Here is a 20273-nt window from a genome sequence, read left to right on the forward strand (position 1 = left end):
GGGTCAGGACCTCAGTTCCAGCACGGACTTGCCCACGCGGAAGGGGCGGCCGGCGTCGACGGGGACGGCGCGGGTCAGGCGCTGCTCGTCGATGTAGGTGCCGTTGGTCGAGCCCAGATCCTCCAGAAACCAGCGCGAGCCCTGCGGGAACAGGCGGGCGTGGCGGCCGGAGGCGTAGTCGTCCTCCAGGGGGATGTCGCACTCGGAGGAGCGGCCCATGGTCACGGGGGCGCTGCCGAGCTGGTGCGTCCGCCCGCCGGTGGGGCCCTGGAGGACCACGAGGGTGCTGGGGAGATGACGGGGCGCAGGCCCGGCCGCAGCGGGTGCTGGGGCGGCGCCGCGCCGCTGCTGCCCGCTGCGCGCGGAGGACCTGCGGCGGCGCCGGTCCACGGAGAGGTCGCGGCCCTGCGTGAGGACCACGGCCAGGATCATGACCCACAGCAGTGCCAGGAACCCGAAGCGCAGCAGCGTGACGGTCAGCTCAGACATTCTTCCGAGTCCTCCTGGGGGCGACGAGCCGGAAGACGATGCGGGTGCGGCCCATCTCGATGACCGCGCCGTTGACGAGCTCGGTGCGTCCGCGCAGGCGCTGGCCGTCCACCAGGGAGCCGTTGGTCGAGCCGAGGTCCACGGCGAGCCAGTGCTCCCCCTCGCGGCGGATCTCCAGATGCTGGCGCGAGACCCCGGTGTCCTCGACGGTGATGTCCGCGCCGGAGGAGCGGCCCAGGATGATCGAGTCGGCCTCCACGCTCAGGCGCTGGCCGTCGATGTCCAGCACCGGCACCCAGTTCTCAGGCGTGCGGTGCGGAGTCCCGGCGGGCCGTGCGGGACGAGGAGCCTCACGAGCGGCTGACGGGCTCGGGGCGGCGTCCTCGGTGCTCGTGCGGCGGGCCGAGGAGATGATCTCGAAGCTGCCGCGCTCGATCTCGGGATTGCGGGTGAACGAGACGCGGACGGAGCCCTGCAGCGTGTAGGCCTGCGAGCGGGCGTGCTTGATGACGACCTCGCACAGCTCCTCCGCCAGCGGGGTGCCCCATTCCTGGGCGCGGGGGAAGTCCTCGTCCGAGAACTCGACGATGAAGTCGTTGGGCGCCATGGTGCGCCCCGCCGAGATCGTGAACGAGTGCTCGTCGAGCTCGCGACGCAGCGCGCTGGCGATCTCCACTGCTTCGATGCGTCGCCGCGATCCCGTGGAGAACGCGGTGCGCACGGCCTTCTCGATGCCGCGTTCGAGGTTGTCCAGGAATCCCATGCGCCTCCTTCCACGGGGCTCGGGTGATGCAGGGCGGTCCAGCCCGACAGGGTGCGAGCATGGTCTCAAGATAGTAGATGGTGCTGACGGAGACGCACCGAGGACTGCCGGGATGCAGATTCAGTCACATGAGGATGAGTGCCCGGTGGAGTGCAGATGAGTGCCAGCTGAGACGGCGGCGGCAAGCCGATGCCCTGGCCCTTGAGCTCGTCCGTCGACTGGGCCAAGGTGGGGCCATGGATACCAAGAATGCTGATCAGCACGTGAATGCTTCCCCGCCCGAGGGTGTCATGGCATCGGCGGTCGGCGTCGGTCGCCGTCGGCGCAGCCGCTCGCTGAGCCTGGCGCTGCCGGTGCTCGGGCTGAGCGCCCTTCTGCTCGCCGGCTGCGGCGCCGCCGACTCGGATGACGCGGCCGATGCCGCGCAGTCGCAGTCCCAGGATGCCTCCGACGACGCCTCGACGGGCACCTCGGACGACGCCACCGAGCAGAGCTCGGATGACGCGTCTGACGACGCCTCGGATGACGCATCGGATGATGCCTCCGACGACGCGTCCGAGGGTGCTTCCGACGATGCCTCGGACGACGCGTCCGATGACGCCTCGGAGGATGCATCTGATGACGCGTCCGACGATGCCTCGGCCGACGCCTCCGATGACGCGTCGGCGGGTGCCTCGGAGGGCCCCTCCTCCGCCGCCGGCTCGGGCGTCCCCGCGGACTCCGCGCAGCTCGACGAGATCCTGGGCGCGGCCGAGGGCACGCTCGACGGCTCCACCGCCGTGGCCATCGAGGAGAAGGGCGCCGCCGGCTGGAAGGTCACCGTGGTCGAGGGCTCCGACGAGCAGGAGGTCCGCGTCAGCGAGGACCTGTCCACCGAGGTCACCGAGACCGAGCAGGACGATCAGGACGTGGATCCCGCCTCGGTCGAGGTCTCCATGGCCGATGCCATCGAGGCGGCCTCCGCCGACCAGGACGGCACCGTCACCGAGGTCTCGCTGGACGAGGACGACGGCACGATCGCCTGGCAGGTCGAGTTCGACGACGAGATCGACGTGGACGTGGACGCGAGCAGCGGCGACGTCATCGGCGTCGACCGCTGATCCGGACCCTGCGCACGACGAAGCCCGTCCCCGCCGTGATGGCGGGGACGGGCTTCCTCGTGCGGGTCAGGGATCAGAAGGCGATCCCGAAGACCCAGACGGCCAGCGTCATGGTCACCGCGGTGTTGAGCACCAGGCCGAAGAGGTTCAGCCAGATGCCGCCCTTGATCATCTGCGGGATCGAGACGTAGCCCGAGCCGTAGGCGATCGCATTGGGCGGGGTGGCCACCGGGAGCATGAAGGCGCAGGTCGCAGCCAGGGCCACCGGGATGGCCAGCAGCAGCGGATCCATGCCCATGCCCATGGCGATGCCGCCGGCCACGGGCAGGAAGGTCGCTGCGGTCGCGGTGTTGGAGGTCAGCTCCGTCAGGAACAGGATCCCCGCCGCGAACAGGACCACGAGCAGCACGACAGGAAGCCCGCCGAGCCCGGAAGCGACGTCGCCGATCCACTCGGTCAGGCCCGACGACGAGAACTGCGCCGACAGGGCCAGGCCTCCGCCGAACAGCAGCAGGACGCCCCAGGGGAGCTTGAGCGCGGAGTCCCAGTCGAGCAGCCGCACGCCGCGCGCAGCTCCTGCAGGCAGAAGGAACAGCAGCAGGCCCACGGCCATGGCGATGCCGGCATCGGTGATCGGCGGGGTGTCCGCTCCGACCCAGTCCGTGACGAGGGGGACGAAGACCCAGGCCAGGGCCGCGAGCACGAAGATCACGAGCACGCGCCTCTCCCCGGGGGAGGTGGTGCCGAGCTTGGCGAGCTCGTCGTCGATCAGCTGCTGGCCGCCGGGGATCTCGTCGATCTCGGGCTTGAACAGGACCTTGGTCAGCAGGAACCAGCACGCGGCCATCAGGACCACGGCCAGCGGGACGCCCACGATCATCCACTGCCCGAAGCCGATCTGGACGTCGTGCTCGGAGGCCATGTAGCCCACCAGCAGGGTGTTGGGCGGGGTGCCGATGATCGTGCCGAGGGAGCCGATCGAGGCGGCGTAGGCGATGCCGAGCATCAGGGCCGTGCCGAAGTTGGACTTCACCGGGGTCGGGGCCGCGTCCTCATCGGTGTCGACGGGGTCGTCGATGGCATCCGATGTCTTGTTGACCAGCAGCAGCACCGAGATCCCGATGGGCAGCATCATCACCGCGGTGGCGGTGTTGGAGACCCACATGGACAGGAAGCCCGTGGCGATCATGAATCCCGCGATCATCTGCGGGGGCCTGGTGCCGATCAGCCGGACCGTGAGCAGGGCCATGCGCCGGTGCAGGTTCCAGCGCTGCATGGCAAGCGCCAGCAGGAAGCCGCCCATGAACAGGAAGATGACGTTGTTGCCGTAGGAGGCGCCGACGTCGTCCAGGGGCGTGGAGCCCAGGGTGGGGAAGACGATCAGCGGGACCAGAGCCGTTGCGGGGATGGGCAGCGCCTCGGTCATCCACCACACGGCCATGAGCACAGCCGTGGCGGCGGTCAGGCGCGCCTCCTGGGGTACGTCGCCGGGCATGACCAGGTAGACCAGGATGCCCAGGACCAGGCCGACGGCCAGGCCGAGCCACTGGATCTGCACCGTGCGGGTCGGCTTGGCGGGCTCGCGCTGACCCGGGGAGAGCTGATCGATCTCTTCGTTGCGCCGAGGATCGGCCTCCTGACCGATCAGGTGATCGCCGGGGACCTTGTGCCCCACGGGCGTGGAGCCTCCGCGGGGATGATCCGGGTGGGCGTCGTCGTTCGGTCCGGGAACGGACCAGGGGAAGTTCGGCATGGAGGCCTCCGCATCGCAGGTGTGACGGGTGGCACCTCAGCCTATCTGCAGGAGGCTCCCAGCGCGCACTCGGGTTGCTGGATCGCAGGGTGCGAGCGGCGCTGGGAGCCTCGGTGCGGGACGCTGCCGGTCAGTCGGCCTGGATCGTGGCCAGGCGCTTGGTGGCCTCGAGCCCCAGGATCTCGTCGATGACCTCCCGGGTGACCCCGGAGGAGCAGTCGGTGACCAGGTAGCCGGTCTCGCCCTGGGTGACCAGGGCCTGGCGGTCGACATTCACCTGGTGCTGCGAGAAGACGCTGTTCACCGCGGACAGGACGCCCGGGACGTTCTCGTGGATGTGCAGCAGGCGCACCCCGGTGCTGACCCGGGTGAGCGTGACCTCGGGGAAGTTCACCGACAGCTCGGTCGAGCCGTTCTCGGTGTAGTCCAGCAGCTTGCCGGCCACGAACTGCCCGATGTTCTCCTGCGCCTCGGCGGTCGATCCGCCCACATGCGGCGTCAGGATCACATTGGGCAGATCCTGCAGCGGGGACTCGAATGCCTCGCCTGCGGCCTTGGGCTCCTCCGGGTAGACGTCGATCCCGGCCCCGGCGATGTGCCCCGAGGCGAGGGCGTCGTGCAGGGCGTCGATGTCCACCACGTGGCCGCGGGAGAGGTTCAGGAACAGGGTGCGCGGGCGCATCTTCTCGAACTCGGCGCGGCCGATGAGCTCCTTGTTGGAGCCGCGGCCGTCGACGTGCACAGAGATGCACTCGGCCTTCTCGAAGAGCTCGTCCATGGTGGCGCACTTGCGGGCGTTGCCCATGGGCAGCTCGTCGCGGACGTCGTAGAAGTACACGTGCATGCCGATCGCCTCGGCGAGCACCGAGAGCTGCTTGCCGATGTTGCCGTAGCCGATCAGGCCCAGGGTGCGTCCGCGGACCTCATGGGCGCCCTTGGCGGACTTGTCCCACAGCCCGGCGTGCATGTCCCGGTTCTTGTCCGTGAGGTGGCGGGCCAAGGCGATGATCTCGCTGATCGCCAGCTCCACGACCGAGCGGGTGTTGGAGTACGGGGCGTTGAAGCACGGAGTGGCTGTGTCCGAGGCGGCCTCCAGATCGATCTGGTTCGTGCCGATGCAGAACGCGCCGACCGCCATGAGGTCGGGTCTGGCCTCGAACACGCGGCGCGTGACCTGGGTCTTGGAGCGGATGCCGAGCAGATCGACTCCTTCCAGGGCCTCGATCAGCTCGTCCTCGTCCAGGGCGCCGGCCCGGGTCTCGACCTCGACCCCGTGGCGGCGCAGGATGTCTTCGGCTTCGGTGTGGATGTTCTCCAGGAGCAGGGCTTTCACGCATCCGATCCTATCGACATGCGCGCGAGGGGCTGTTCAGGGCCGATCGCGCAGGTCGATCCCGAAGACGCGGCGCACCGCGGTGACCATGTGACGGCCGTGCCTGCTGGTCGACGGCGTGGAGGCGACGGGCAGGAAGCGGCCCGGGTGCTCGGGGTGGGTGATCTTCCCGTGCGTGGGCCCGGAGGTCGTGACATCGAAGCCGGCCGCTCGCAGGCGCTCGAGCAGGTCGCGCTGGGTGGTGGGGTACCGGGTCCCCTGCTTGCCCGACGCGCGCGGGGCCGAGCCCGGCTCCTCCGGCAGCGGCTGCTCGGGGCGACGGGCAGTGGCCCATCCGGAGCGGAAGATCCCCACCACGGCGCCCTCGGCCCGGGTCACCTGAACGCACAGCTCGCCGCGCAGGAAGTGATCCGTGCGGCCCAGGTCGACGGTCCAGACGTCTTCGGGGGCATCGACGGCCTCCTGCAGCTGCGCCAGCGTGGCATCCCATGCGCCCACCACGTGGACCCGATCCTCCGACAGCCGCACCCGCGAGCCGCGGGCCGTGGGAGCAGGCGCTCCGGAGGCGACGGTGTACAGGGCATCGGCAGGAGGCTGCGGTGCGGGGGCGGAGGGGCCGGCGCTGACCCGGGCCGCCACCTGCTGCCGCTGCCGGTTCAGGCGCTGCTGCTCCTGGCGACGGCGCTGCTGCTGCTCTGCCTCCTCCGTGGCCTGCTGCGCTCTGCGTGCGGGGGCCGGAGTCCAGTCGACGGGCTCGACGGACAGCGCGGGGTCGCGTCGACCGCGCATCACGGCAGGCGAGGGTGCGCGCCGGGGCTGCTGCGCCATGGTCGTCTCCTTGCGGGGTCTGCGTTGCCGATAGGGTTCTGAGCCGTGCGCTGCGATTATCACGACCGAGGGCTGTGCGATTCCTGCACCCTGATCGATCAACCCTATGCGCAGCAGCTGACGGCCAAGCAGGACGGGGTCCGGGCGTTGCTGGACGACGGAGGCGCCGACACGTCCGGGCTCACGTGGCTGGAGCCCGTGGCCAGCGCGGAGTCGGGCTTCCGCAACAAGGCCAAGATGGTCGTGGCGGGCACCGTCCGGCACCCCACGCTGGGGATCCTGGATCCGCGCGGTCGCGGCATCGATCTGCGCGAATGCCCGCTGTACCCCGAGCCGATCGGACGGGCCCTCCCGATCGTGGCGGCGTTCTGCACCCAGCTTCGTCTGCTGCCCTACGACGTCCCCAAGGGCCGCGGCGAGCTCAAGCACGTGCTGGTGACCGTCTCGCCCGACGGCGAGCTGATGCTGCGCTTTGTCCTCCGCTCCGAGAAGATGCTCGGGCGCATCCGCGAGCACCTGGATGTGCTGCTCGAGGCCCTGCCGGGGCTGCGTGTGGTCACGGCCAACCTGCAGCCGGAGCACCAGGCGGTGCTCGAAGGCCCGGTGGAGCACGTGCTCACCGACGGCGACAGCCTGTCCATGCCGATCAACGGCATCCCGCTGCGGCTGCGGCCGCGCTCGTTCTTCCAGACCAACACCGAGGTCGCTGCCGCCCTCTACCGCCAGGCCGTGGAGTGGGCGCGCGAGCTGGAGCCCGCAGAGGTCGTGGACCTGTACTGCGGGGTCGGCGGCTTCGCGCTGCACCTGGCTGCTGCGGATCGGCGGGTGCACGGCGTGGAGATCTCCGTCGAGGCGGTCGAGGCCGCGCGACAGGCGGCGGCCGAGATGGGCCTGCCGACGTCGGGGCCCGGGGCGGTGACGTTCACGGCCGGCGACGCCACCGCCGTGGAGCGCTCGCTGGAGGGCGAGGTGCCGCTGTTGGTCGTGAATCCGCCGCGGCGCGGGCTGGGCGTCGAGCTGGCGCAGCGACTGGAGGACTCGCAGGTCCGCAGCCTGATCTACTCGAGCTGCAATGCGCGCACGCTGGCCCGCGACCTGGCGGCCATGCCGTCGTGGCGCCCGGTGCAGGCGCGGCTTCTGGACATGTTCCCGCACACCGGTCACAGCGAGACCGCCGTGCTGCTGCAGCGGCGCTGAGGCTCCTCAGAAGGCCAGCAGGTCCTGAGGCGCCGGAGCCCCGAGCTCGGGCAGCTCCAGCAGGCCGCCGCCGACGAAGCGGCGCAGCTGCTCGCTCGAGGTCATCGTCCAGTTCGAGGCCAGGCTGCCGTACGGCGACAGCTCCTTGACGTTCATGGTGTACAGCTCCGGGTCCTGGAACGGCGCCAGGGTCCTCCTCAGCAGGTCCTGGATGTCATTGCGCTGCAGCCGCCGCCACGTGCTGGGGTGGATGCGCCGCAGGACCCGCACGCCGTCGATGAACTCGACCGTGGCCTCCGGGCCGGAATCCGCGATGCCGACGCTGAGACTGCCGGGAGCGGTCGAGCAGATCGTGTCCACTCCCAGCAGCAGGTCCTCGACCAGGTGGGTCGCGGACAGCAGACGGCCCTGCAGCATCGGATCGCCCCCGTCGGCGGAGCGCCCGAATCCGAGCTGCTCCCGCAGGCGGCTCAGTCCGCGCGGGGGCTCCTGCTCGCGCGGCACCTCGAAGCCGAGCAGGTACCTTCCCGGGCCCTCCGAGCCCAGGAAGCAGCGCACATGCGGGTCCTGCTCCGCGGAAGCGCCCTCGGTGCATTCGTCGAAGACGGCGTCAGCCAGAGCGGCGCAGGCTTCGAATCCTGCGCGGGTCAGGTCGTCGAAGACCATGCGCGGCTCGCGGTGCACGGTCTGGTACTCGACGATCACGGAGTCGTAGGCCCAGGAGCGGGCCCTCGGATCCGACGGGGCAGTGCGGGACATGGCAGGTCCTGACGATCTGGCCGTCCTACTTCGGGCTGAGCAGGACGACGGCGCGCTTCGCGGCCTCGGTCGCGGCGGCAAGCCGTCCCGAGTCCGCCGCCGTTGGGGCGACCTGCGGGAGCGCGAGGCGAGAGAGGCCTCGAAGCGCCAGGTCACAGGCCGGTTCCGGCAGTGGATTTCCATCATGGCGGAAGCCGATCGCGGGCCGCGCGCCGTGCGATGCCCTCAGATCCGGGGACGCATTCTGCCCCGCTGGGGGTCGGGTGGCGGGGCCGATGCGCGCCATAGCGGCGATCGGGGATAAATCTGCAGGTCATCGACCTATTTGTTTGCGCATGAAGTGAAGACGGATGGATCCGTGGCCGATACAGAGCGATGACCACGCTTGGGCACCTGCGCGGCGCCCGAGCCGTCCCCAGGGACGCGGTGCGCGGGGCCGACGCACTCAGTACCCGGCCCGCGGATCGACGACGCCCTCGAGCTCGCCGTCGGAGGCGAAGGCCCGCAGGTTCCGCTCGATCCGCGCGAAGATCAGCGGGCGGATCATCTCCATGGTGTCGGCGGTGTGCGGGGTGATCAGGCACCGCTGCAGCTCCCACAGGGGATGTCCGTCGGGCAGGGGCTCGGGATCGGTGACGTCCAGGGCCGCACCGCCGATCCGCTGCCCCTGCAAGGCATCGACCAGGGCGTCGGTGTCGACCAGGCCCCCGCGGGCGATGTTCACCAGGATCGCGTCGGTGCGCATGGCCTCCAGCTCGGCCCGCCCGATCAGGTGCTGCGTGTCCTCAGTCAGGGCGGCGGCCACGATCAAGACGTCCTGGAAGGGCAGCACGTCCGGCAGATCGTGGGTGCTGATCGTGCGATCGGCCTCCTCGACCGGCTCGGGGCGGCGGCGCACGGCCGTGACCTCGACGTCGAACACGTGCAGCAGGTCCATGATCCGGCGCCCGATCCCGCCGGCGCCCACCACGACGGCCCGCATGCCATGCAGCGAGCGCCCCGACTGCGGCTCCCAGGTCCGCGCGACGACCCGGCGGGGCAGGTCCCGCAGCAGCGCGAGCGTCAGGGCCAGGGCGTGCTCGCCGACCGGCAGGGCGTAGGCGCCCTTGGCGGAGGTCCAGGCGATGTCCGGGCGGCGGCGCATGGACTCCGCGAAGGCCTCGATCCCGGCCGAGGGCAGCTGGACCCAGCGGATCCCCTCGTGCTCCACCGCGTCGAGCAGGTCCTGCGGGTCCGACTTGAAGGGCACGACGACGGCCTCGGCCGCAGCGGCGTCCTGCACGAGGCTTCCCCCGCCTGCGGCCACGGCCTCGCGGAAGCCGTCGTCGTCGGTGGGCAGCAGGTGGATGCGGGGCTGGGTCACGGTGGCCTCCTGGGCGTCGTCGTCAGGATCTCGTGTCCATCCTGCGCCATGGGGCCGATGCCCAGCCCGCGGTACCAGGCGAAGAAGCCCAGCAGCATGCTCACGACCGACAGGTAGGCGAAGGCCGCCCCTCCAGCGAGCGTGGGGGCAGGCGGCTGCTGGGCGATCGAGAGGCCGGCGAGCACGGAGCGGCCGGCGGCGGCCAGCAGGCCCCAGCCCAGTCCGGCCAGCGGGGAGGGCTGAAGGGGGGGGCACGGGGTCCGTCATCCGCCCGGCTGCGCTGCTGTCATTTCTCACGCCTGATAGTGGCCGTGCGCGAGCGGCCTCCGTGCGGTGCGACAGACCCGGCGCAGCAGTGACATGGCCTGACGCACTGCGTCACGCAGGATGAGAAGTCATCATGCTGGATTACTGTTCGGTCACCGAGGCGCCACCGGCCTCGACCCCTCCTCCCCGCAGCGTCCGCGCCCGGGCCGAACCCTCGAAGAGGTCCCTCATGTCCCTGCGCCGCACGCTCGGCCTCGCCCTGTCCGCCGGTCTGCTCGCCGTCGCCCCGTTCACGATGGCCCCGGCCGCCCAGGCGGCCGTCGCCAAGCCCCTGGACGTCGTCTCGATCAAGTACGACCCCGCGGGCAAGGATCGCCGCACGAACGCGGCGATCAACCAGGAGTACATGGTCGTCAAGAACACCAGCGGCCGCACGATCGATGCCACCGGATACCGGATCAAGGACGCCGCGAACCACACGTTCGTCTTCCCCCGCGGCACCCGGATCGGGGCGGGCAAGCAGGTCGTGATCCGCACGGGCAAGGGCACGAACTCGTCGACGACCCTGTACTGGAAGCAGGGCAACTACGTCTGGAACAACACCGGCGACACCCTGCGGCTGCTCACGCCCCAGGGCAAGCAGCTGGAGAAGTGCAGCTACCGCGGCGGCGGCTCGGTCGCCTCCTGCTGATCAGGGGCGGGCGCCCACCGCGCGATCTGCGCGGCCAGGTGCCCCGCGCCGTAGCCGGTGTCGATGTTGACCACGCCGATGCCCGGTGCGCGCGCCGAGAGCATGGTCAGCGCCGCGGCATGACCGCCGGCGGCCACGCTGTAACCCATCGAGGTGGGCAGAGCCACGACGGGGGCGGCGATCTGCCCCGCGATCCCGATGTCCGCGATCAGCCGCATGGGCCGGCCCAGGTATCGAGCGGTCTCGAGGGCCTCCCGCGCCATCGGCAGGTCGCTCGTGCCGGCGCACGCCACGATCACGAGTCCTCCGGTGGGCTCGGGCGGCTGCGGCGGCCAGGCCAGCAGCCGCGCCTGCTCGTGGTGCGCGGCCTCGGGCAGGGCCTCCAGGACGGCCCGGGCGCGATCCGCATCCGCGGGGGGTGAACAGGATCGGACCCGGGTCCTCCGCGCCCTCCCGGGCCAGCCGCGCGTACTCGGCGGCGATCGCCGAGACCTGCGCGGGCGACTTGGCATCGCACAGCACGGCTTCGGGCGTGCCCCGACGGCTGCCTCGCTCGAGGTCCAGCTGCGCCAGGCCCTCGAGGCGCCCCGCCCGCTGCTGCCGGTGTGGGTCGCGCGTCGCGGAGGGCTCGGAGCGGTCGTCGTCGGCTGGGCCGGGCTGCGGTCCTGCGGGCTCGGAGCCATGGGGCTCAGGCACTGAGGCTCCCGCGGGCGTCGGCCGGGGATCATCAACGCGCTGCTGGAAACCGGCGCGCTGGATGCCTGGCTCACGCCGATCATCATGAAGCGCGGTCGACCCGCTCAGATCCTGCACGCGCTGGTGCAGGTCGATCAGGTGGATGAGCAGGCGCAGTGGATCCTGGGGCTCACCGGCTCGCTCGGCGTGCGGCATGCGCCGGTGGAGCGGGTGATCCGCACGAGGTCCTTCGAGGAGATCGAGATCGACGGGCAGCGCATCGCCGTCAAGGTCGCCCGCGATGAGACGGGGGAGGTGCGCCGCGCCGAGCCGGAGTTCCGCGATGTCGCCCGCGCCGCCGAAACGCTGGGCCGCAGCCAGCGGGAGGTCCTCGAGCAGGCCAAGGCCGCGGCGCGCGATCTTCTGGGGTGAGACCGGGCCGCGTTCCACACCAGGATCAGTCGAGGCTCCGGTCGCAGTTGGTGACAGTTCTGCACTTCATCAGCGCTGATGGAGTGCAGAACTGTTACCAGACCTGATGACGCGCGAGCTCTTCACTGGAGATCAGGACTGTGATCCGCGCCATGACGCGTGAGGTGCCGGATCGGCGGCTTTCGCGGCATCACGATCCTGCAACGATCCCTTGCGACCGTGAATCGCGACCGCAAACGTAGGTGCTATCGCAAATAGCGATGCAGGAAACGCGAACGAGGTGTGCCTCATGAAACGCAACCGGATCCGCACCAGTGCCCTCGCCGTGACGGCGGCACCGCTTCTGCTCCTGTCGGCCGGAGCCCCGGCGGCGACCGCGAGCAGCGAGTCCGCACCCACGGCTCCCGTCGAGGAGTGCTCCGGCCCCACCGCGGCCCAGGCGCTCGCCGACGGAAGCGCTCAGCTCGAGCCGTACCTCGATCTGCCGCCCAACCCGGACCTCGCCGACACGTCCGGCTACTCGGGCTGCTCCGATCTCTCGTGGATCGTCGTCCCCCACGGGAACGTGGAGCATGCGCCGCATGCGGTGCTGCTGTTCCACCAGGGCGAGTACCTGGGCACCGCCACCGCCCATCCGCTGGAGCATGTGCCGCAGATCGAGCAGGTCTCCGACGACAGGCTCGCGATCGTCTACTCCTACATGGAGGACGGTCAGGGGACTCCGCCTCCGGAGGGCCGCGCGCTGTCCACGTTCACCTGGAACGACGACACCCAGTCGGTCGATCACGAGGGCGACTTCCCTCCGGGCGTCCGCTGAGCCGAAACCCGCATTCTCACGACGAGCACCAGACGAATCACGACCTCAAGAGGTGAGGACGATGACGAGCACGACCAGCATCCGAACCCGCATCCTGACCGCTGGCGCAGCTGCTGCGCTGCTCACCGCACCCGGCATCCCGGCGGCCGTCGCCGCACCGAGCGGCCCCGAGACGGCTGCCGCGCAGGAGGACTGCGCCGGTCCCAGCGGCGAGCGCGTGCTGCTGCGCGACGGCGGCAGCCTCCCCGACTGGGTGAGCCCGACGACCGGTGAAACGGTGGAGCCGAACCTGGAGTTCGCGGACACCAGCGGCTTCGACGCCTGCGCGGACCTGTCCTGGATCACGGTCCAGTACGGCAATGCGACGCATTCGCCGCAGCACATCCTGCTGTACCACGGCACCGAGTACCTGGGCACGGCGACCTCCGAGCCGCAGCCGTACCTCCCGCAGATCGAGTCGACCGGCGGTGACACCCTCACGGTGGACTACCCCTATGCCGCCCCCGGGCAGGACCCCGCCACCGCGAACCCGCGCGGCAATGCGGTCTTGACCTTCACCTGGGATGAGGCGACGCAGTCCGTCGTGCACGAGGGCGACTTCCCTCCCGGCGCCTGATCGGCGGGCCCGCGACCCGCCCCGAGATCGATCGGAGCCGGCGGGCCGCGGTTGGTGACAGATCGGCACCCCATCAGCTCTGATGGGGTGCCGATCTGTCACCAACCGCGATGGCCCAAGTGCCTCGAGGCCCTGTCAGCGGCTCAGCCGCTGCAGCCGGGTGAGCCGGCGCAGGCCGGCGGCGTCAGCGGACGAGGGCTGCGAGGCTGCGACTTCCTGCAGGCGTCGACGGGCGTCGTTGGCGTCCAGGTCCAGCCCGACGACCACCAGCTCCCCGGGCTCCGACGGCTCCGGCAGCCGCGCCACGTGGATCATCGGCCCGACCACATCGACCCGGAAGCCGCTGCGCCCGCGCGAGCCGTGGACGCGCACTCGGCACTTGAGCCGGTAGGCCCCGCGCGGCGGATCCTCGAGCAGCTCGACCAGGGCCCCGGGAGCCACGGGATGCTCGAGGGCGACGGAGACCGCCTGCGCGTGGTCGTGGTCGTGCTGCTCGGCGCTCTGCTCGCGCATCAGGCGCGCCAAGGGCAGCTGATCGACGGGGTCGTCGTCGGCCGCGGTGTCGAAGACCAGGGCGGGATCGATGCCGCCGCGCACCGCCTGCACGATCGGGACGTCGGGATTGCGCGCCCGGACGCGCTCGCAGATCCTCCCCACGACGGCCTCGCGGTCCTGATCCGCGAGCAGATCCGCCTTGCCGATCACCACCAGAGACGCTGCCGCGAAGCGGTTCGGCGGCGTCTCGCGAGCGTCCACGGTCTGGAAGTGGGTCACGGCGTCGATCACCTCGATCGCCCCGCCGTGGCGGACAGTGCCGACCTCGGAGCTGCCGATGATCCGCGAGAGCGCCAGAGGATCAGCTGCGCCCGAGGCCTCCACGAGGATCGCGTCCAGGTGCAGGCGGGGCTGGGCCAGGCGTCGCAGGGCCTCGTCGAGCCCGCCGGCATCCGGCAGGCAGCACAGGCAACCGCCGGAGATCGAGGCCGCCTCGTCGACCTGCCCGGAGACCAGAGCCGCATCCACGTTGAGCTCCCCGAAGTCGTTGACCACCACGCCCAGCCTGGCCCCGGGGGCTCGCAGCAGGTGGTTGAGCAGGCTCGTCTTCTCGGCGCCCAGGTGGCCGGTCAGGGCGATCACGGGGACGCGGACGGGCATGGGGCTCCTCGGCCGAGGCGGGTTCGGATGGTCGTTCGGCAGCTCCACGGTACGCGGGCGTCCCGCTTGCCCACCTCCGGAATCCGCGCCTACCATGGGATCCATGCCTCTGGGAATCGCTTCGATGAAGCTGCGCACCCGCCGCTGACGGCGGCGGAGCGCTCACTGACTTTCGCACGCCGTCCACGGCCGAACGCCGGACGGCTCCTTCATGCTGTCCGGCTCCATGACGAGCTCGAGAGACCAGCATGCGCACTACTTCTTCTTCCTCTTCATCCCTGACCACCGGCCAGCCCGCCGGCGCCCGCGCCCACCTGCGCGCCGAAGGGATCCGCGTGGTCCTGGGCGACCGCGTCGTCCTGCCCGGCGTCGACACCACGGTCTCCGCGGGGTCGCGACTGGCGATCGTCGGCGAGAACGGCCGCGGCAAGACGACCCTGCTCCACGTCCTGGCCGGCACCCTGCAGCCGGACTCCGGCAGCGTGCACCGATCCGGCACGCTCGCCCTGGTCGAGCAGGCCATGGCCGTCGACGGAGACCGTACCGTGGGCGATCTCGTGGCCGAGGCGATCGCACCGTCCCTGGCCGCGCTGTCGGCTCTCGAGGAGGCCGCCGCAGCGCTCGCCGAGGGCGGGGACTCCGACGACGACTACGCAGCGGCCTTGGAGACCGCCACCGCCCTGGAGGCCTGGGACGCCGAGCGCCGGGTCGACACCGCCCTGGCCGGGCTGGACGCCTGCAGCGACCGGCAGCGGCCGCTGAGCAGCCTGTCGGTGGGGCAGCGCTATCGCGTGCGCCTGGCGATGGCGCTGGGCGCAGCGCCCGATCTGCTGCTGCTCGACGAGCCGACCAATCACCTCGATGCCGCAGCGCTGTCATTCCTCGCGCAGCGCCTGCAGGAGCACCCGGGCGGGGTCGTCGTCGTGAGCCACGACAGGGCGCTGCTGGGTGAGGTGGCCGAGACGTTCCTGGACCTCGATCCCAGCCGCGACGGACTGCCCCGTCACTACACGGGCAGTCTGGAGGGCTGGCTCGAGGGGCGACGGCGCGAGCGCGAGCAGTGGGAGCAGGAGTGGGCGGCTCAGGAGACCGAGCACGCCCGGCTGGTCCAGGCCGCCGACGAGGCGCGCTCCCGCCTGCAGGGCGCATGGCGACCGCCCAAGGGCACGGGCAAGCACACGCGTGCCACGCGCTCGGCCGGCGTCGTCCAGGCGTTCAACCGCCGGGTGGAGGAGCTGGAGCGGCACGAGATCACGGTCCCCGAGCCGCCGCTGCGGCTGAGCTGGCCCTCGATGGACGCGAAGCCCGGGCAGCCGCTGCTGTCGGCGCGGGATCTCACTGTCGAAGGGCGGCTGAGCGAGCTGGTGAGCCTGGAGCTCAGCGGCGGAGACCGGCTGGTGCTCACCGGCCCCAATGGGGCGGGCAAGTCCACCCTGCTGGCCGTGCTCGCCGGGCGGCTGAGCCCGACGACGGGCGCTGTCGGCCTCGGTTCGCAGGCGCGGATCGCCCTGCTGTCCCAGGAGGTCCCCGAATGGGACCCCGAGCACAGCGGGCACCGGGTGCACGACGAGCACCTGGGGCGTCTGGGGCTGCGGGGGAAGGCACCCGATCCGGTGTCGCTCGGGCTGCTGGACGGGGCGGCCGCCGCCACGCCGGTGGGACGCATGTCCCAGGGGCAGCAGCGCAGGCTCCAGCTGGCCATGTGCCTGGCCCAGCGCCCGGACCTCCTCCTGCTGGACGAGCCCACCAATCACCTGTCGGCCACGCTGGCGGAGGAGCTCACCGCGGCACTGGAGACGGCAGAGTGCGCGGTGGTCGTGGTCACCCACGACCGGCAGATGCTGGCCGACCTCGCGAGCTGGCCTCGAAGGACGATCGGTGGGTGACGACCGGGCGCGGCGGGTCGCGTATGGCTATAGTCACAGAATCCGACGACGACCCGGGGGACTCCCATGGAACAGTTCATCACCGCCGCGAACGGGATCCTCTGGAGCCTGCCGATGTCCTTCGGCATCCTGCTCCTCGGCCTGTACTTCACCCTGCGCATGCTCTTCCCGCAGGTGCGTCTGATCCGGGACATGATCGGCCAGCTGATCGGCGGCGGATCGTCCTCGGCGGGCATCAGCTCGTTCCAGGCCTTCGCCATGGCGCTGGGCGGACGCATCGGCGTCGGCAACATCGCGGGCGTCGCGGCGGCCCTGTATCTCGGCGGGCCCGGCGCCATGTTCTGGATGTGGGTGACCGCGATCCTGGGCGCCCCGGTGGCGCTGGCGGAGAGCTCGCTGGCTCAGCTCTACAAGCACAAGGTGCGCGGCGAGTACCGCGGAGGACCCGCCTTCTACATCCTCGAGGGCCTCGGCAGGAACTGGCGCTGGCTGGCGGTGGCCTATGCCGCAGCCACTGTCTTCGCCACGGTGATCACCGGTCCGCAGATCCAGGCCAACGCGGTCACCGCGGCCACCACGGAGGCCTGGGGCTGGAGCCCGCTGTGGGTCGGGCTGGGCATGGCCGTGATCTTCTGCCTGATCGTGTTCGGCGGCATGCACCGCCTGGCGCGCACCGTCGGCCTCGTGGTGCCGTTCATGGCGGCGGCCTACATCGTCGTCGGCCTTCTCGTGATGATCATGATGTGGGAGAACCTCCCGGCCATGTTCGGGCTCATCTTCTCCAGCGCGTTCGGCGCTCACGCGATCTACGGCGGCCTGCTCGGCTCCGCGGTGGCGTGGGGCGTGCGTCGGGCCGTGTACTCCACGGAGATCGGCACCGGCTCCGGTGCCCAGGCCTCGGCTGCCGCTCACGTGTCCCACCCCGTCAAGCAGGGCCTGGCCCAGGGCTTCTCGGCCTACGTGGACACTCTGTTCGTGTGCACCATGACCGGCCTGATGATCCTGTCCACCAACAGCTTCAACGTGCAGGGCCCGGACGAGACGTCGCTGCTGGCCGAGAACGTGCCCGGCGTGGAGGAGGGCCCGGCCTGGGTGCAGATCGCGATCGACTCCGTGCTGCCGGCCTTCGGCCCGTCGTTCGTGGCGATCGCCGTGTTCCTGTTCTCCTTCACCACGCTGCTCTCGTTCTCCTTCTACGCGGAGACGAACCTGGCGTATCTCATCCCGAACGACAAGGCGCAGCGGATCTGCATCGGCGTCGCGCGCGTGCTGCTGGCCGGCTCCATGGTGTTCGGCTCGGTGCAGACCTCGGAGTTCGTGTGGTCGATGGCCGACTTCGGCCTGGGTCTGTACACCTGGGTGAACATGATCGCCCTGGTCCTGCTCAGCCCCATCGCCATCCGCCTGATGAAGGACTATGACCGCCAGCGCCGCGCCGGCGGGGAGATCGTGCTGGACCCCAAGGCGATCGGCGTGGACAACGCCCCCATCTGGGAGCAGATCCACGCCGCCTACGAGCGCCTCGGCGACGTCGGTGCCGCGATGGATCATGTGGCGGACACCGCCCCGGACACCCGCGCCATCTCCGTGGTGCGTCCGCGCAGCTGATTCCCGACGACCCCTCCCTTCCAGGAGCCCCACCACATGCAGCTCGACCTCCTGATCGACAACGCGTCCGTCGTCACCGGCGACGCGACCCGCCCGTCGGCCAGGCGGCTGGGGGTGTGGCAGGGCCTGGTGGTGGGGGTCGACGAGCAGCTCGACGGCCTCACCGCCCGGGAGCATGTAGATGCCGGTGGGCGCACCGTCGTGGCGGGCTTCAACGACGTGCACACCCACAGCGTGTGGTTCGGCCAGTCGCGCCTGGACGTCGATCTGGAGCAGGCGCGGACCGCCGAGCAGGTCTACGGGCTGATCCGCGACCGCGCTGAGCAGCTGGCTCCCGGGGCGTGGGTCACCTGCGCGGGCTTCGACCCCGGCCACCTCGACGGCCCCCAGCCCGACCGCGATGGCCTGGATGCGGCCGCCGCCGGGCGCCCCGTGCTGATCCGGCACAACACGGGTCATTCGCTCACCGTCTCCGGGGCGGCGCTGGCCATGGCGGGCATCGGCGAGACCGTTCGTCGGCAGCCCGAAGGCGGGCGGATCGTCACGGACGAGACCGGGCGGCCCACAGGCCTGCTCGAGGAGACCGCCATGCCCCTGGTCACGGGGCTGCTGCAGCCGGAGTCCCACGAGCACATCGGCCGCTGCCTGGAGCGGGCCTCCCAGGAGTACGCCGCCGAGGGCATCACCTCGGTGACCGATGCCGGGATCGCCGGCGGCTGGATCGGGCACAGCCCGCTCGAGTTCGCCGCGTATCAGCGGGCACGTGAGGCCGGGATGCTGCGTACCCGGTTCCAGACCATGGTCACGCTGGACGGGCTGAAGGCGATCGACGGCCACCCCGACGACGGCACCCACCTCACCCTGAGCGCGGGAGTCCGCTCGGGCGCGGGCGATGAGTGGCTGCAGATCGGCCCGGCCAAGGTCTTCACGGACGGGGCCATGCTGGGGATGACCGCGGCCATGTCGGAGGACTACTGCTTCGCCGGGCACGGCCGCGGCTACCTGCAGCAGGACCCCGGCGAGATGCGCCGCGCCGCCCTCTCCGCAGCGGCGGGCGGCTGGGCGCTGGCCATGCACGCGATCGGCGACGCCGCCCTGGACTTCGCCCTCGACGTGATCGCCGGGGCCCGGGAGCAGTTCGGGGCACCCGTGATGCCGCATCGCGTGGAGCACGGCGGCGTGGTGCGCGATGAGCAGGTGGCACGGATGGCCGAGCTCGAGGTCGTGATGGCCACCCAGCCCAACTACATCAGCGCGTTCGGCGAATCCGTGCGCGAGCGGATCGGCGAGGAGCGCGTGGAGCTGTCGTATCCGGCGGGGCGACTGCTGCGCGCCGGGCTCGTGCTGCCCGGCAGCTCGGACCGCCCGGTGGCCGGCGGCCGGCCGCTGGATGTGATCCAAGACTTCGTGCTGCGCCGCACCGAGGCGGGACAGGATTACGGGCCCGAGTCCGAGCGGCTCACGGTCGAGGAGGCGCTGCACGCCTACACGGTGGGCTCCGCCGAGGCCACGGGCTGGGGCGGGTACAAGGGGCAGCTGGTCTCGGGTCAGTTTGCGGATTTCGTGGTCCTCAGCGACGACCCCCGCGCGGTGCCGACTGATGTGATCGCCGAGATCGAGGTCGTGGCCACCGTCGTGGGAGGGCGGTTCGTGCACGGCGGGCTGTAAGAGACCGCCGCACCTGCGGCGCCGATGAGAGCTGTCGGATGTCCGGGATCGGTGCTCGAAGCCGGACACCCGACAGCTCTCGCGATTCTCCAGGCTCCTGCAGATCAGCGCCGCCGAGGGGACGCATTGGCGGCGATTCAGGACCGGGAAGGCGTCGGCTGCGTCCTCTCGACGGTGGGCGGGTGAATCCCGCTGGGCAGGCCGCGAGACGAGCGACCCGGCGCCAGGCCGGGCCTGTGCTCCGCGCATGGAGATCTTCCCCGGGCGGCGTGGGCGAGCGCATCTGAGCAGCTGGGAGCAGGAGTGCTGCGGAACGGCCCTGCGCGCCGACGAGACCGCCATGGTGACGCTCCAGTCGGCCTCGACGGTGGATGAGGATCTGCCCGGAGCTCCCGTGGACTGGCTCCTCGTGCTCCACGACAACGACGGACCGGGTATGCCGCCCGCTCACCGAGCGCTCGTGCGCGTCGAGCGAGTGCAGGAGGTGCGCCTCCCGTGGCAGCAGGTCTCTGCGGATGGAGTGGCCTGGGCAGTGGTGCCCGGCTCCGCGCGGCTGGCCGAAGCAGGGGCCATGCCTGGACGGGAGGAGCTCGCTGGCCAGGAGGGCGGCGTCGACGGCTGGATCGTGGACCTGGTGATCCTGGAGGACCTCAGCCCGCAGCGGTGGTGAGACTGCAGTCGGAGCGGAAAAGGCCCTGTACAGACAGAAGCACCCCGATCCTGTGGGATCGGGGTGCTTCTGGACTGTCGTGCGCGAGGGGGTGTTGAGTCTCACTACCTCGTCACCACATGTCTCAAAACCTCATCAACACCAGCGGACCCACGATGAGACATGACCCGCCGCCGCCAGATCATCACCGCCGTGACCACCGG

20 protein-coding genes and 1 pseudogene are annotated in these 20273 nt (G+C 70.9%); 10 read left to right on the forward strand and 11 right to left on the reverse strand.

Annotation, left to right across the window (positions count from 1 at the left end):
- Positions 1-3: 3 nt before the first annotated feature.
- Positions 4-489 (reverse strand): FHA domain-containing protein FhaB/FipA, encoded by a 486-nt coding sequence (locus tag FFS25_RS11755; protein WP_137803050.1) that lies wholly within the window; start codon positions 487-489, stop codon positions 4-6.
- Positions 482-1252: an FHA domain-containing protein gene (locus FFS25_RS11760; protein WP_058872066.1), complete on the reverse strand. Its 771-nt coding sequence runs from the start codon at positions 1250-1252 to the stop codon at positions 482-484. Before FFS25_RS11760 ends, FFS25_RS11755 begins: the two co-directional genes overlap by 8 nt.
- A gap of 236 nt (positions 1253-1488) precedes the next feature.
- Between FFS25_RS11760 and FFS25_RS11765 the strand changes: the two genes are divergently transcribed.
- Positions 1489-2352: a PepSY domain-containing protein gene (locus FFS25_RS11765; RefSeq protein WP_137803051.1), complete on the forward strand. Its 864-nt coding sequence runs from the start codon at positions 1489-1491 to the stop codon at positions 2350-2352.
- 73 nt (positions 2353-2425) lie between these two features.
- Here FFS25_RS11765 and FFS25_RS11770 read toward each other — a convergent pair whose 3' ends face one another.
- The 3 genes from FFS25_RS11770 to FFS25_RS11780 all read right to left on the reverse strand — a co-directional run bounded on the left by FFS25_RS11770 (position 2426) and on the right by FFS25_RS11780 (position 6266).
- The gene (locus tag FFS25_RS11770; RefSeq protein WP_137803052.1) at positions 2426-4105 is read right to left on the reverse strand and encodes an SLC13 family permease; all 1680 of its coding nucleotides are present in this window, start codon (positions 4103-4105) and stop codon (positions 2426-2428) included.
- A 130-nt stretch (positions 4106-4235) separates the two neighbouring features.
- On the reverse strand, positions 4236-5438 hold the full coding sequence (serA, locus tag FFS25_RS11775; protein ID WP_058872068.1) for a phosphoglycerate dehydrogenase: 1203 nt from the start codon (positions 5436-5438) through the stop codon (positions 4236-4238).
- Positions 5439-5474: 36 nt separating this feature from the next.
- The gene (locus FFS25_RS11780; protein ID WP_137803053.1) at positions 5475-6266 is read right to left on the reverse strand and encodes a hypothetical protein; all 792 of its coding nucleotides are present in this window, start codon (positions 6264-6266) and stop codon (positions 5475-5477) included.
- A 45-nt stretch (positions 6267-6311) separates the two neighbouring features.
- Between FFS25_RS11780 and rlmC the strand changes: the two genes are divergently transcribed.
- Positions 6312-7463: a 23S rRNA (uracil(747)-C(5))-methyltransferase RlmC gene (rlmC, locus tag FFS25_RS11785; RefSeq protein WP_137803054.1), complete on the forward strand. Its 1152-nt coding sequence runs from the start codon at positions 6312-6314 to the stop codon at positions 7461-7463.
- 6 nt (positions 7464-7469) lie between these two features.
- Here the strand turns inward: rlmC and FFS25_RS11790 are convergent, their stop codons facing one another.
- From FFS25_RS11790 to FFS25_RS11800, 3 genes are all read right to left on the reverse strand, one after another.
- On the reverse strand, positions 7470-8222 hold the full coding sequence (locus tag FFS25_RS11790) for a hypothetical protein (protein WP_137803055.1): 753 nt from the start codon (positions 8220-8222) through the stop codon (positions 7470-7472).
- A gap of 445 nt (positions 8223-8667) precedes the next feature.
- The gene (locus FFS25_RS11795) at positions 8668-9585 is read right to left on the reverse strand and encodes a D-isomer specific 2-hydroxyacid dehydrogenase family protein (protein ID WP_171004198.1); all 918 of its coding nucleotides are present in this window, start codon (positions 9583-9585) and stop codon (positions 8668-8670) included.
- Positions 9582-9770 (reverse strand): hypothetical protein, encoded by a 189-nt coding sequence (locus FFS25_RS11800; protein WP_502704728.1) that lies wholly within the window; start codon positions 9768-9770, stop codon positions 9582-9584. Before FFS25_RS11800 ends, FFS25_RS11795 begins: the two co-directional genes overlap by 4 nt.
- A 311-nt stretch (positions 9771-10081) precedes the next feature.
- Here FFS25_RS11800 and FFS25_RS11805 point away from each other — a divergent pair, with 311 nt between their 5' ends.
- Complete coding sequence (locus FFS25_RS11805; RefSeq protein ID WP_171004199.1) at positions 10082-10543, forward strand: lamin tail domain-containing protein; 462 nt, start codon at positions 10082-10084, stop codon at positions 10541-10543.
- Here the strand turns inward: FFS25_RS11805 and FFS25_RS14070 are convergent.
- Both FFS25_RS14070 and FFS25_RS14180 read right to left on the reverse strand, forming a co-directional pair.
- A complete protein-coding gene (locus FFS25_RS14070; RefSeq protein WP_311200079.1) occupies positions 10510-10842 on the reverse strand; it encodes an AIR carboxylase family protein in 333 nt (110 codons plus the stop codon). The two genes, FFS25_RS11805 and FFS25_RS14070, sit on opposite strands and share 34 nt — an antisense overlap.
- A gap of 217 nt (positions 10843-11059) precedes the next feature.
- Positions 11060-11356: pseudogene (locus FFS25_RS14180) on the reverse strand (hypothetical protein); the annotation flags it as partial.
- On the opposite strand from FFS25_RS14180, the gene larC2 reads away from it, so the two are divergent.
- The 3 genes from larC2 (at position 11270) to FFS25_RS11825 (ending at position 13083) form a co-directional block, all read left to right on the forward strand.
- A complete protein-coding gene (gene larC2 / locus FFS25_RS11815; RefSeq protein ID WP_259904744.1) occupies positions 11270-11650 on the forward strand; it encodes a nickel pincer cofactor biosynthesis protein LarC2 in 381 nt (126 codons plus the stop codon). The pseudogene FFS25_RS14180 and the gene larC2 overlap by 87 nt on opposite strands.
- 289 nt (positions 11651-11939) lie before the next feature.
- On the forward strand, positions 11940-12467 hold the full coding sequence (locus FFS25_RS11820) for an LppP/LprE family lipoprotein (protein WP_058872075.1): 528 nt from the start codon (positions 11940-11942) through the stop codon (positions 12465-12467).
- Positions 12468-12528: 61 nt separating this feature from the next.
- Entirely contained in the window at positions 12529-13083 is a 555-nt protein-coding gene (locus FFS25_RS11825) for an LppP/LprE family lipoprotein (RefSeq protein ID WP_137803058.1), read from the forward strand.
- A 135-nt stretch (positions 13084-13218) separates the two neighbouring features.
- On the opposite strand, the gene FFS25_RS11830 is transcribed toward FFS25_RS11825, so the two are convergent.
- Positions 13219-14238, reverse strand: a complete 1020-nt coding sequence (locus FFS25_RS11830; protein WP_137803059.1) for a CobW family GTP-binding protein — start codon at positions 14236-14238, stop codon at positions 13219-13221.
- Between the two features lie 248 nt (positions 14239-14486).
- Here FFS25_RS11830 and FFS25_RS11835 point away from each other — a divergent pair, with 248 nt between their 5' ends.
- The 4 genes from FFS25_RS11835 to FFS25_RS11850 all read left to right on the forward strand — a co-directional run bounded on the left by FFS25_RS11835 (position 14487) and on the right by FFS25_RS11850 (position 20070).
- On the forward strand, positions 14487-16124 hold the full coding sequence (locus FFS25_RS11835; RefSeq protein WP_137803060.1) for an ABC-F family ATP-binding cassette domain-containing protein: 1638 nt from the start codon (positions 14487-14489) through the stop codon (positions 16122-16124).
- Between the two features lie 66 nt (positions 16125-16190).
- Positions 16191-17732, forward strand: coding sequence for an alanine/glycine:cation symporter family protein (locus FFS25_RS11840; protein WP_137803061.1), 1542 nt, complete (start codon positions 16191-16193; stop codon positions 17730-17732).
- Positions 17733-17768: 36 nt separating this feature from the next.
- Positions 17769-19400, forward strand: coding sequence for an amidohydrolase (locus FFS25_RS11845; protein WP_137803062.1), 1632 nt, complete (start codon positions 17769-17771; stop codon positions 19398-19400).
- Positions 19401-19647: 247 nt separating this feature from the next.
- Positions 19648-20070 (forward strand): DUF6578 domain-containing protein, encoded by a 423-nt coding sequence (locus tag FFS25_RS11850; RefSeq protein ID WP_137803063.1) that lies wholly within the window; start codon positions 19648-19650, stop codon positions 20068-20070.
- Positions 20071-20273: the final 203 nt, after the last annotated feature.

Source organism: Kocuria sp. 2SI, from assembly GCF_005502825.1.
GTDB lineage: Bacteria > Actinomycetota > Actinomycetes > Actinomycetales > Micrococcaceae > Kocuria > Kocuria palustris.